We start from the raw sequence: 13,294 nt of genomic DNA on the forward strand, positions 1-13,294 counted from the left end.
TTTTACGCAACTTATTTACTTTAAATTACAGCTGCAAGTTAGCCTATTTACTTTTCTACCACCATTACAAAAAATTCAAAAAAGAACGTACCTATAGCATCAAAAAAAGTGTCATTTTTTTCATCCTTTTTAATTTGTGCGCTAATGCATTGATTATAAACTTCTGAGCTTGTTTGAGCGCCATTTCGATCAACCGTTTCAGCCTCTTCAATGCATAAGTTAGGGTCAGAACGTGGGGCAGTACTACATGCACTCAGTAAAGCGCACAGCAATAATGCGGTGATGGGGCTTTTTGTGTTCATCCTTAAACTATCCTATTAAGTTAACGTGCTACCTGCATTTATACCGATTGGTATTATATGTGGGAGTAATACATATAGATTGTACCTAAATAATGTTGCTACTTTATCACTGCAATAAAATAAACAACCAGTAAATATTTGTAAGGTTCTGTAGGGATTTATACTCACTTCTATAATTGAACTACGTAAAAGCCTGAAATTATTGCATTCATATCACTGTAAAATTTACAGTGATAGCAGCCCAAAAATAAAAAATCAAAATAAAAGCAATAAAATACATCAACTTAATATTTGGCATTTAGTTTGCTAGTTAGTGATATAAGCAAATAAATTGTAAAAGGATTAGTTATGAATATTTTTGAAGCACTACGTCATGACCATGACAAACAACGAGAATTGGTAGATGCGCTTATTCAAACGCACGGCGACACAGAGCAGCGCCACACGCTAATGGACGAGCTAAAAACAGAACTAGAACAACACGCAAAATTTGAAGAACGTTACTTTTACAACCCACTTATGTTTGATGACTTAACTCATGAAAAAGCGCGCCACAGCGTAGCTGAACATCACGAAATTGATGAATTAATTGAACAACTTGAAGATACCGAAATGAGCTCGTCTGCATGGTTAGTTGCAGCTAAAAAACTGCATCATTTAGTACATCATCATTTAAGTGAAGAAGAACACGAAGTATTTCAATTAGCGGGTAAAGCACTAACCGAAGGGCAAAAACAAAGCTTGGCAAAGCAGTATAATGATGCAATGCACTAATACTTTTTATTTGTGAGTAACTTTACTCACAAATAATTGAACCACCTTATATACACTCCCTTGTGTACTATTGGTTATAAGCCACTTGGCTTATAACCATTTTTTTAAGCCTATATGCTAACTCTTCTCTAGTAAGGGTGCTTCTGTCGGATCAAAAATTCGATACGCCACTAGCTTTAAACCATCGTTAATAAAAAACCACACCAAAGCATATGCCCACACAGCAAGTGCCCATCCCCATCCTAGTGGGGTCATAAACACACCATAAACAGCAATAAGTGTTGCTATAACTTGCGTGCCAAATACGGCGACCATTAATATAGCAGACGGTTTAATAGACCAAAATGGACCTCGGGTACGCGCTAAAAATATAGTCAAATGCCCTGCTACAGAAAGTAATAAGTACATTAATGTTTGAAGATGAGGACGGTCGAGTTCAAATACTTTATCTCCTAAGTAAAATAAACCAAAGGCTGCAATTGGCCCTACAATTCCCAGCACAGATGCAATACCTAAAACGAGCCGCATATTCCATGTCTCGGGCTTATTTTGATAATGCACATTGTCGTATGCAATAGACAAAATGGCGGCATCGTTAAGTAAAGCAAGCATTACAATCATGACTGCTGTTAACGGATAAAAGTTAAAAATTAATATCGCCATTGTCATAAAGAGTAGTACGCGCAGTGTTTCAGCAACCCTGTAAATAGCGTAACTGTTCATGCGTTGAAATATTTTTCGGCTTTCTTTAACTGCATCAATAATAACCGACAAGCCATCGGTCATTAACACAATTGATGCTGCTGAACGCGCTGCATCTGTAGCACCCGATACAGCAATGCCACAGTCAGCTTTTTTAAGTGCTGGCGCATCATTTACGCCATCTCCTGTCATGCCAACAATGTGCCCTCTATGCTGAAGCACATCAATAATATGGTATTTATGCTCAGGGAATACTTGTGCGAATCCGTCAGCACTCTCGATAGAATCATCTAACTGTGTGGCTTGATGATACTCAGTTGCACCAAATCCACTAGCATCAAGAATGTTTGTCCCTAAACCCAGTTTACTTGCAGTTTCGCGCGCAATGGCTACTTGGTCGCCCGTGACCATTTTAACACTCATACCCATTTCTTTTGCATCGGCAATGGTTTGTATTGCTTCTTCACGCGGTGGATCAAAAAGTGGCAATACGCCTATAAATTGCCATTTACCTTGCTCGTCTGTTTTAGCAACCGCTAAAGAGCGAAACCCACGTGCTGCAAATTCATCTATTGATGCCTCAACTTGAGTTTTAACTGCCTCAATATTAGCCGACAAAGCTAAAATAACCTGCGGTGCACCTTTGGTCACTTTAAACGTTTTGCCATCAGCATTTTTAATTAATGCTTCAGTACGTTTGCTCACAGGATCAAATGGCTGAAAATGTTCTATATGATAAGAATCTAGATACTGCTCAGCTTTTACACTTTGTAATACTGCTAAGTCAATCGGATCGTTATTTTCTGAGCGAGATGCTAATGCCGCGTACAATATAACTTGCTCAGCAGAGCCTTTATTTATTGAGTTTTCGATATAAAACGGGTCACCCAACGTTAATAGGTTTTGTGTCAATGTGCCGGTTTTATCAGAACAAAGAATATCAACACCCGCTAGCTCTTCAATTGCAGCTAAACGTGTTACAACCACTTGCTTTTTAGCCAATAAACGAGCGCCTACAGCCATAGTAACTGATAGCACTGTTGGCATTGCAACTGGTATTGCAGCAACAGTTAATACGAGTGCAAACTGTAATGTGGTGATCATTGGATCATCGCGAAACAAAGCAACAATAACTATAAGCAGTACTAAAGCCGCAGCAAGCATTATTAAATAATTACCAATTTTAAGCACCGCACGCTGAAAATGACTTGCGGTTCGCTCCCCTTGCACTAACTGTGCTGTTTTACCAAAAAAGGTATTAGCGCCGGTTGCGTAAACTATTGCTTCTATTTCACCTTGGCGAATAATAGAGCCCGAATAAACAGTTTCACCCGCCGACTTTACAACCGGTAACGACTCACCCGTAAGTGATGATTGATCGACTTCTACTGAATCACCATCGAGCAAACGCGCATCTGCAGGCACTATATCGCCCATCCGCATTCTAATAACATCACCTGGTACAAGCTCGCTGGCATTTAAATTTTGCCATTGAGTATCGCGGCGAACGCGTGCTTTGTTGGCTAATTTTGCTTTTAATGCAGCAATTGCATTACCCGCTTGATGCTCTTCCCAAAAGCCAACCAATACGTTGGACAACAATAATACAAGAATAATAAAAAAATCAGCCCAGTGCTTAGCAAGCGCAGATAAAATAATAGCAGCCTCGATCATCCACGGTATTGGTCCCCAAAAGTAAGATAAAAATTTGAGTAGTAGGTTTGTTTTTTCTTCAACTAGTTCGTTAGGTCCATATTGTGCCAATCTTTGTGTGGCATCAGCTTGGCTTAACCCGTCGGATGATGTTTTTAGCTTTGCTTGTAATTGTGCTAAATCGAGCTTGCTCCATTCATCGCAATTTTGATTATGTGAAGACTTGTTTACTGAACGATTTGATGATTGATGCGCTGACGAAATTTTAACCTTTTCCATACGAGCCTTCTATACAACATTGAGTTGAATAACTTGAGGTAATTAAAACCTACTAACCGTATAGCTAACATAAACTAAAGCTGTCGATATTGTTCTTACAAATATATTAACTTTGATCTAACGCAATATTTAAGATGAAATAATATAAAAAGGATTATTTTTAGAAGATGACAAAGAGATTGGATTATTAGAAGAAGTGCTCAAAGGCTATACATTGGGCTGAAATAGTAAATAACTCAGCCCAATGTATTTTTAGCTACAACCTTAAGGGTATAGCTATTGTTCTATTACTTTACAGTAAATTTTACGTCTTGGTCGCGTAATAAGTAAAGTGCAAAACACGCAGCCCACATTGGCCATGCAGTGAAGAATAATAAGTTGTTAAAGCCATCTATATACTGGTTGTACGAAGAAAGCGTAGATAAGCCATGCATTACAAAAATGATACCGTAAGTTATGCGCTTTTTAATACCCGCTAAAAATGCCAATACTAATACAAGTTGTAGAGCACCGATAACATAAGCAACTATGTCAGATGAGCCACTAATACCGTAAAAATGTTCGAAAATACGTGCGCTATGACCAGGATTTACGAATTTATCAAACGTCCACATAACCATTACAATAAACACGCCTAAACGCAAAGATAAAAGTGACCATTGTAAACGGTTTTGAACATCAGAATTGATTGAGCCTGTCATAAAACTTCCTTAAATAAATATTAATAAACGTTGAAGTAACCTAGACCGTATAAGTTGTTTTTTATTTCAAAAATTTTAATTGTTTTTATTTTAATTCATCAATTAAACCATGTAGTAATAAAAGTGAAGCATATTTCAGCAATTTAAAAAATGCTGCGTAAAAGTTAACAATTTTAAAATGTTAGCAGGTAAAAAGTAGTCTATAATTAAAAAAGCCCATTAAAAGCAAATATTTACATTCACTCTAATACAATCGCTCTATTAATATTTTATCAACTAATAAAACAATAGTACTTAATTACCACCTTTATAATGCATCCGTTTTGTTATGTTCTAAAAAACAAAAAGAATCGAAATTTACTGAAATTTATTTTTAATCCTTTCGGTCTTTATCGCCAACAACATTTTAACCGTAGAGAGAAAACGTTTGAAACACGCATATTTAGCACTTTCCCTAGCCACCATATTAAATACACCACTTAATGCTTTTGCAGCCGAAGAATCAAAAACAACAAAAGATGGCGCAATAGAGCGCATTGAGGTGGCAGGCCAAGTTATTAAATCTCAAGGTCTTTCGGTTAAAAACGCCACTGTAGACGGCCCGTTTGGCGACAACTTAGCCCTACAAGATATAGCCCGATCAGTAACACCAATTTCAAGCGAGTTAATAGAGCAACTCAATATTACGACTTTACAAGACGTGCTCGCAGTAAGCCCTAATACCTATTCAGCCAGTGGTTTTGGGGCACCCAGTTTACCTACTATTCGTGGGCAACTAGGTGAGCTTTTCCAAGATGGTACACGCCGCCAAGCAGGTAATAATGGCTTTGGCGTGCCGTTATCGTTCAACTCTATAGAACAGATAGACGTGGTAAAAGGCGCGCCGCCGGTATTATTTGGCTCAAGCCAACGCAACGGTGGTTTTGTAAACTTACATTCTAAAAAAGCATCAACTGACGAAAGTAAAGGCAAAGCAACGGTATCTGCAGGTCGATGGGATCAGTACAGTGTTTTAGTGGATTACAGTGCACCCATTGTAAAAGATAAAGTAGGTTTTAGAGTAAGCGCTGAACACATAGATAACGGCAGCTACTACGATTTTTCAGGCACAAAGAGCGACAGCTTATTTGCATCATTACGCGTATTACCTGATGACAAGAGCAGCTGGGATATTAACTTTGAGTTATATCAAGTTGAATTTACCGATAACGCAGGTATTAACCGCCCTACTCAAGCGCTAATAGATAATGGCCTTTATATTACCGGCCAAGGCGTGCAAGCAAATGGCAGCACAGTACCGGCAGCAGGTTCAATAATCTCACCAACTGGGCAAGTAAAAATAGATCGCAGTACAGTGCTTACCGATCCTGATAATCAAAACGAAGCCACTACTTATTTACTACACAGCATTTATAAGCGTGAACTTTCCAACAATGCATCAATAAAAAACATTACGTATTTTCAGCACTTACAACGCGAAGAAATTGCACAAAATAGCTTTGTTGAAATTATAGATGGTGCCGATACCGCGCAAAACCGTACCGAGCTTACCTATCTTTGGAATAGCGACCAGCAAACAATTTTTGCATTTGATGTGCGTTATAACCGCGTATTAGGCTACAGCCAATTTACAACAGAAGCCGATTTACCTATTGATTTAACAGGCCCACTTTCAAACCGCCGCATTCCTTTAACTGATGTACAACAAGCGCGTTTAATTGAAATTAGCCCAGGTATATTTGTATCCCCTGGTGGTCAATATGATATTAATAACGATGGCAGCGGCGACTTTAACTTATCAGACACGACCGATTCACGTTCATGGCAAACAGGCTTTGCTATTCAGCAAGATTCTGATTGGACAAGTAAATTTCATACGAGTGTTGGCTATCGCATAGATTTTTATGACGTAGACGCACATGACCCAATAGCACCACAAGGTCAAATTGCAGCCAGCGATAGCATTAACGATAAGCTACATTCGGGGCAAATAAGCTTTAACTACCGATTAAACGGTGATTACACCACTTATGGCGCAGCAAGTTATAACGAAGCCACATCAAATAGTATGGCCGGCGGTACATCTCTTGGTGGCGACAACACGATTAGCGCGCAAAACTTTTCAACCGAAAATACTTTAGTTGAATTTGGTTTAAAATACGCACCAACCGACAGTGATTGGTACGCCGATGGAGCAGTATTCAGCCAACGTCGTAGTTTACGTAATCGCGATGGTAGCAATACCGGCATTCGTACTACCGGCTTTGAAAGCCAAGTATTTTATGATGCTTACCCTTATTGGCTAAGTGCTGGCTACAGCTATATTGATGCTCGCTACGATAATTCTGCAAGTAGCCAAGATTCAGCTCAAGTAGCCGATGCATTTGACAACTCACGTCCAGATATTATTGAAGGTACCAGTGTTGGCGCACCTAGCTTTACCGCTTTTGCACCTTCAAACACCCGTGTACAGGGTATCCCTGAGCAATCGTTCAGCTTTAACGGAAATTATTCAATTAATTCGAAATGGCAAACGGGTTTTTCGGGTCTATATACAAAGAGTTATCCTTTAGACTTTTTAGCGACAGTAAAAATTCGTGATCAGTACACACTAAACGTTAATACTAGCTATGCTTTTACGCCTAGTACTAAACTACGCCTAGATGTAAACAATGTAACGAATCAAAAAAATTGGCGCCCTGTGTTTGAAGGCGGTTACTTTGGTGCAACATTGGCTTTTCCTGAGTTGCCAATAAACGCCAAGCTAACGCTTACCCATAATTTTTAAGAGAGAGAACATGATTAAAAAAATATTTTTGTTATTGATTGCAGCGGCTGCCATCGGCCTGTTCTTTCATTTTGACTTACACCAACTGCTTACGCTTGATGGCTTAAAAGGGTCTATGGATCAGTTTAGCGATTACAAAGAGCAATCACCGTTACTCGTTATTGGTGGATTCTTTTTATTGTATGTAGTGGTAACAGCTCTCTCTTTACCGGGCGCGGCTATTTTAACACTTGCCGCAGGTGCATTGTTTGGTTTAGTTGAAGGCTTATTGGTTGCCTCTTTTGCATCAACTATTGGCGCAACACTTGCCTTTTTAGTATCACGCTACTTACTACGTGACACTATTAAACAACGTTTTCCTGAGCGCTTAGCTGCAATTGACGCAGGCGTTGAAAAAGAAGGTGGTTTTTACTTATTCACTCTTCGTTTAGTGCCTGTGTTTCCGTTCTTTTTAATCAATTTACTAATGGGTGTTACCTCAATAAAGTCATGGACTTATTACTGGGTAAGCCAAGCAGGCATGCTAGCAGGCACATTTGTATTTGTTAATGCAGGTACGCAACTGGCTCAAATAGATAGCTTATCTGGCATTTTATCGTTCAACTTAATTTTATCATTCGCTCTATTGGGTATTTTCCCTTTCATTGCAAAAGGAATCTTAAACGTGTTTAAAAAACGTCGAGTATACAAAAATTATACTAAACCTAAAAAATTCGACCGCAACATGATTGTTATTGGTGCTGGGGCTGGTGGTTTGGTAACAAGTTATATTGCTGCTGCTGTTAAAGCAAAAGTAACCCTTATTGAAGCGGGCGAAATGGGCGGCGACTGTTTAAACTACGGTTGTGTTCCAAGTAAAGCAGTTATTAAAAGCGCTAAAATTGCAGAGCAAATTCGCCACGGCGAAAACTACGGTCTAGAAAACGCAACACCGCAGTTTTCGTTCAAAAAAGTAATGGCACGTGTACACAAAGTTATTGCCGATGTAGCACCGCACGACAGTGTTGAGCGTTACACCAACCTAGGCGTAGATGTTGTAAAAGGTTACGGTAAATTAATCGACCCGTGGACTGTAGAAATTAAGCTTAACGATGGCGGCACGCAAACACTCACCGCTCGTACTATTGTGATTGCCACTGGCGCACGCCCATTTGTACCGCCATTACCTGGTATTGAAGAAACAGGCTATGTAACAAGCGATACATTATGGAATAAATTTGCAGAGCTAGACGAAGCCCCTAAAAAGCTTGTAGTACTAGGCGGCGGTCCAATTGGTAGCGAATTAGCACAAAGCTTTGCACGTTTAGGTTCAAGCGTTACGCAAATAGAAATGGCGGAGCGCATCATGATCAAAGAAGACCTAGAAGTGTCTACCTTTGCTCACGAAGCGTTAACCGAAAGTGGCGTTAATATTTTAACATCGCATCAGGCACTACGCTGTGAAGCCCGCGATGGTAAAAAATTCATTATTGTTAAACATAACGACCAAGAAATCGAGATTGAATACGACGAGCTATTATGTGCTGTTGGACGAAGTGCACGCCTTAAAGGTTACGGCCTTGAAGAGCTTGGCATAGAAACAAACCGTACTGTTGTAACTAACGAATACCTTGAAACGCTATACCCAAATATTTTTGCAGCAGGCGATATAGTGGGCCCGTACCAGTTTACTCATGTTGCCGCTCATCAGGGTTGGTACGCGGCAGTAAATGGCTTATTTGGTCACCTTAAAAAGTTTAAAGTAGATTACCGTGTTATTCCATGGACTACGTTTATTGACCCAGAAGTTGCACGTGTTGGCTTAAACGAGCAAGATGCAAAAGACAAAGGCATAGACTACGAAATTACTCGCTTTGAATTTGAAGAACTAGACCGTGCAATTACCGACAGCGCTACAAAAGGCTTTATTAAAGTAATTACACCCAAAGGCAAAGACAAAATACTCGGTGTTACTGTGGTCTCTGAGCACGCTGGCGACTTAATAGCTGAATTTGTTTTAGCAATGAAACACGGTTTAGGCCTTAATAAAATACTCGGTACTATACACAGCTACCCTACTTGGGCTGAAGGTAACAAATACGCAGCAGGCGAGTGGAAACGCGCTCATGCACCTGAAAAAGTGCTTAACTTGCTTGAAAAATACCATACTTGGCGTCGAGATTAATTATGTTTAAAACACCTCTAAAGGCATTACTCCTTGGCTCGGCTTTAGTTGCAACATCGTTTGCAACGTCATTCGCAGCCCAAGCACAGAGCATGCACGATAGCTGGAATACATTATTAAATAAGCACGTTATCGAAATTAACCAAGGTCACAGTACTGAGGTTGATTACACTGCAATAAAACGTGAGCATGCACAGCTAAAAGCGTATTTAGATTCGTTAACGGCTGTAACGCAAAGCGAATTTGATGCGTGGGAAAAGCCTAAGCAACTTGCGTTTTTAATCAATGCTTATAACGCCTGGACTGTTGAGCTTATATTAACTAAGTACCCAAGTATTGAGTCTATTAAAGACTTAGGGAGCTTTTTTAGCTCACCGTGGAGTAAAGAGTTTGTGCCATTACTTGGCAAAACTCGCAGCCTTGATGATATAGAGCATGGTTTAATACGTGGTAGTGGTAAATACAACGACCCACGCATTCACTTTGCGGTAAATTGCGCGAGTATTGGTTGCCCAGCGCTTCGAGAAGAAGCGTATACAGCCACTGATTTAGAAAGCCAATTGCAAGAGCAAACGGTGCGCTTTTTATCAGATATGACACGTAATATGGCTCAAGAAAATACGCTAAGCGTGTCTTCAATATTTAAGTGGTACGGCGATGACTTTGAAAAAGGCTTTAGAGGTGCAAACACGCTACAGCAGTTTTTCTTGCAGTATCCTGACGCTCTTAAATTGATACCCGCTCAGCAAAAAGCACTTAAAAATGATGACATGAAAGTTAAATTTTTAGACTACAACTGGGATTTAAATGTTCGCCATTAAGTTTTGGCAAACACAGGCGCGATACAGCTTTTGCTGTGTCGCGTTTTGCGTTTGTACAATCGCAAATTTAGCTGTTTTTTCGAGCACCGCGTTTGCTAATACCGTTATTAACTCAAATAGTAAAAGTAATTTAGTAATAAATACACAACAGGGATCTCGCTGGCAACAAGTTAAAACACTTGGTAGCAATCAAGATGTATACTTTTATGCATGGGGCGGCGACGCGCAAATAAATGCTTATATTCAATGGGTAGCGCAGCAAGTTAAAACTAAGTACAACATTAACTTAGTCCATGTGAAATTAAGCGATACCAGCGAAGCAGTAAGCCGTGTGCTTGCCGAAAAATCAGCAAACAATAGCAACCAAGGCAGCGTAGATTTAATGTGGATCAACGGGGCTAACTTTGCCACCATGAGCGAGCACTCTCTCCTTTTAAAAGAATGGGCGAATAAATTACCTAACTTTGTATTTACCGATCCTATTAACAATCCTGCTGTAACCTTTGATTTTGGACTACCTACCAATGGAATGGAAGCACCATGGGGGCAAGCGTCACTTACCTTTTATTACGACAGCCTTGCAATAAATGGAAAAGCAAACAATAAACTACCGACTACATTAAACGAATTATTAAACTGGAGCGCACAAAATCCTGGTCGCTTTAGTTACCCAAAGCCGCCTGACTTCTTAGGTATGAGCTTTTTAAAGTACGCCTTAGTTGTACTGCATCAGCAAAGCAGCGAAAACATTAAAGCGCAGTTAAACCAACCAGCTACTACCAAAAACACGGCGCAAGTGTTAAACCCTTTGTGGGAGTTTTTAAATAAACTGCACCCAACGCTTTGGCGCGGCGGCACTCATTTTATGCAAAGTGGCGCGCAAATGCGCCGCCTAGTAGACGATACAGAGCTGAGCTTAGCCTTTACTTTTTCTGCCCCCGAAGTACCAGCGGCTGTAAAACGCTATGATTTACCAAACAGCATTCGCAGCTATGCAATGAGTGATGGCAGTTTAAGTAACACCCATTTTGTGGCAATTCCTTATAATGCAAGCCACCAGCAAAGCGCGCAATTAGTCGCTAATTTTTTAATGAGCCCAGAGGCGCAAGCTGAAAAACAAAAAGCGCATATATGGGGCGATAAAAGCGTACTTATTCAATCAACGCTAACGCCTGAGCAACAAGCCTTATTTAAAACAGCTAAACCGCATCCAAGTGCACTGCCTTTAAACAGTATTAAACGCACATTGAGTGAACCTCATCCAAGCTGGGTAAACGCCATTATGCAAGGTTGGCAAACCCGTTATGGAGTAAGCCAATGAGCGTTATTTCAAAAAGTGTACAAGTAAATACCAAAGCAACAACGCAGTGCAGCACCGATATATTTACGCGCATTGTAAAATTTAGCCCGCGCTTTTTACTCGCTTTACTTATACTACCCGTACTTGGTGGCTTAATTAGCGTATTGCTGCCTGCCTTTGGTTATGCACCCGTACTTGAGCAAACAACGTTTAGCTTGCAAGGTTTTAATGCCCTTTGGCAAACACCTGGCCTTACCCAAATGGTTACCCTAAGCGTTGCAACAGGCTTAATAAGTACTTTGCTTGCATTTATCATTACCTTAATGATTTTAGCTGCGTTTTTTAACAGCCCGTGGCTTGACCGAATACAACGTTTATTGAGCCCTATATTAGTGATACCTCATGCCGCAGCGGCTATTGCAGTAGGGTTTTTAATTGCCCCTTCAGGTATGATTTCACGCTTAGCGTCGCCTTGGTTAAGCGGCTGGGAACTTGCGCCAAACGGCATGTTTCCGCATGATTCGTTCGGTATTAGTATAATTTTGGGCTTAACACTTAAAGAACTTCCCTTTTTATTATTAATGGCACTAGGCGTGCTTGCTCAACCTGAGCTTGGCAAAAAATTACGCCAACAACATAAGGTTGCGCTTAACTTGGGCTATTGCCCAATGACCGCCTTTTTTAAAGTAATACTGCCCAGCCTTTATCCGCTACTGCGTTTGCCCCTTTTAGCCGTATTGGCTTATGCCAGCGCAAGCGTAGAAATGCCTCTTATTTTAGGCCCAAATACACCACCCACGTTGGCCGTTGCAATAATGCATTGGTTTAACGATGTTGATTTAAACCTGCGTATTAAAGCCTCAGCAGGTGCTTTATTACAACTGGCTGTTACAGGCGGGTTATTAGCCCTTTGGCTTGGAGGCGAAAAGGCTGTAAAAGTGTTATTTAGTGACTCTCTTACTAACGGAGTGCGTGAATACGGCGGATTTTATTGGCAAAAAATAACGGTAGTACTCACCGCATTAGTAATTAGCTTTATACTGTTGTCACTTATTGGTTTAGTTATGTGGTCGGTTGCAGGCTTTTGGCGCTTTCCAGATGCAATGCCTGAACAATTTACGCTACTGCATTTTAAAAGTGCGTTAATGCAAATGGGCAGCCCACTTTTTAATACGCTAGCAATTGGTTTAGTAACCACACTATTTGCCATTATCCTTACTTTATTGTGTTTAGAATCAGAGCAGTTGAGTGACAAACCTATTTCTCGTTTTACCAGTTTAATTATTTACTTACCGTTATTAGTACCCAGTATTGCCTTTTTGTTTGGGCTAGTATGGATACAACAACTAGTGAATAACCAAGCCGCATTTTTTAATGTAGTACTTACTCATTTACTGTTTGTGTTGCCTTATGTGTTTTTGTCACTTGCGAGCAGCTATAGGCGTTTAGATCCTCGTTTTGCTCATGTTGCAGCAAGCCTAGGTGCAGCGCCATGCAAGGTGTTTTTTAAAGTAAAACTACCTCAGTTGTTTGCTCCTATTTTAATTGCAGCCGCACTGGGCTTAGCCATTAGTTTTGGGCAATACCTACCCACGCTTTTAGCAGGCGGCGGGCGCATTGCGACTATAACAACCGAAGCCGTTACGCTTGCCAATGGCGCAAGCAGACGTACCAGTGCCGTGTACGCTATTATGCAAATGGCGTTGCCGCTTATTGGATTTATATTGGCATGGGGTTTACCTAAATACTTTTTCAAAAGCGCACGTATTTAAAAGTGCGCAAATTTAAAGCCCCCATGTTTAACATTATC

The 13,294-nt window shown here is 40.3% G+C and carries 9 protein-coding genes; 6 read left to right on the plus strand and 3 right to left on the minus strand.

Annotated elements, in window-relative coordinates; genetic code table 11:
- Positions 1 to 47: 47 nt before the first annotated feature.
- Entirely contained in the window at positions 48 to 302 is a 255-nt protein-coding gene (locus tag GQR52_RS15095; RefSeq protein ID WP_165728969.1) for a hypothetical protein, read from the minus strand.
- Positions 303 to 650: 348 nt separating this feature from the next.
- Between GQR52_RS15095 and GQR52_RS15100 the strand changes: the two genes are divergently transcribed.
- Positions 651 to 1,076: a hemerythrin domain-containing protein gene (locus GQR52_RS15100; RefSeq protein ID WP_007581776.1), complete on the plus strand. Its 426-nt coding sequence runs from the start codon at positions 651 to 653 to the stop codon at positions 1,074 to 1,076.
- A 117-nt stretch (positions 1,077 to 1,193) separates the two neighbouring features.
- Here the strand turns inward: GQR52_RS15100 and GQR52_RS15105 are convergent, their stop codons facing one another.
- Positions 1,194 to 3,710 (minus strand): plasma-membrane proton-efflux P-type ATPase, encoded by a 2,517-nt coding sequence (locus tag GQR52_RS15105; RefSeq protein ID WP_165728970.1) that lies wholly within the window; start codon positions 3,708 to 3,710, stop codon positions 1,194 to 1,196.
- Between the two features lie 287 nt (positions 3,711 to 3,997).
- The gene (locus GQR52_RS15110) at positions 3,998 to 4,411 is read right to left on the minus strand and encodes a hypothetical protein (protein ID WP_165728971.1); all 414 of its coding nucleotides are present in this window, start codon (positions 4,409 to 4,411) and stop codon (positions 3,998 to 4,000) included.
- A 427-nt stretch (positions 4,412 to 4,838) separates the two neighbouring features.
- On the opposite strand from GQR52_RS15110, the gene GQR52_RS15115 reads away from it, so the two are divergent.
- The 5 genes from GQR52_RS15115 to GQR52_RS15135 are packed head-to-tail and all read left to right on the plus strand — an operon-like array spanning position 4,839 to position 13,256.
- On the plus strand, positions 4,839 to 7,199 hold the full coding sequence (locus GQR52_RS15115; protein WP_165728972.1) for a TonB-dependent receptor: 2,361 nt from the start codon (positions 4,839 to 4,841) through the stop codon (positions 7,197 to 7,199).
- A 10-nt stretch (positions 7,200 to 7,209) separates the two neighbouring features.
- Positions 7,210 to 9,363, plus strand: a complete 2,154-nt coding sequence (locus GQR52_RS15120; RefSeq protein WP_165728973.1) for a bifunctional TVP38/TMEM64 family protein/FAD-dependent oxidoreductase — start codon at positions 7,210 to 7,212, stop codon at positions 9,361 to 9,363.
- 2 nt (positions 9,364 to 9,365) lie between these two features.
- Positions 9,366 to 10,184: a DUF547 domain-containing protein gene (locus tag GQR52_RS15125; RefSeq protein WP_165728974.1), complete on the plus strand. Its 819-nt coding sequence runs from the start codon at positions 9,366 to 9,368 to the stop codon at positions 10,182 to 10,184.
- Positions 10,171 to 11,505 carry an ABC transporter substrate-binding protein gene (locus GQR52_RS15130; protein WP_165728975.1) on the plus strand — a complete coding sequence of 445 codons (1,335 nt, stop codon included), beginning with the start codon at positions 10,171 to 10,173 and terminating at the stop codon, positions 11,503 to 11,505. The genes GQR52_RS15125 and GQR52_RS15130 overlap by 14 nt, the downstream gene beginning before the upstream one ends.
- Positions 11,502 to 13,256, plus strand: a complete 1,755-nt coding sequence (locus tag GQR52_RS15135; RefSeq protein ID WP_165728976.1) for an ABC transporter permease subunit — start codon at positions 11,502 to 11,504, stop codon at positions 13,254 to 13,256. Before GQR52_RS15130 ends, GQR52_RS15135 begins: the two co-directional genes overlap by 4 nt.
- Positions 13,257 to 13,294 lie beyond the last annotated feature (38 nt).

The organism is Pseudoalteromonas sp. 31A1 (genome assembly GCF_011378815.1).
GTDB classification, from domain to species: Bacteria; Pseudomonadota; Gammaproteobacteria; order Enterobacterales; family Alteromonadaceae; genus Pseudoalteromonas; species Pseudoalteromonas arctica.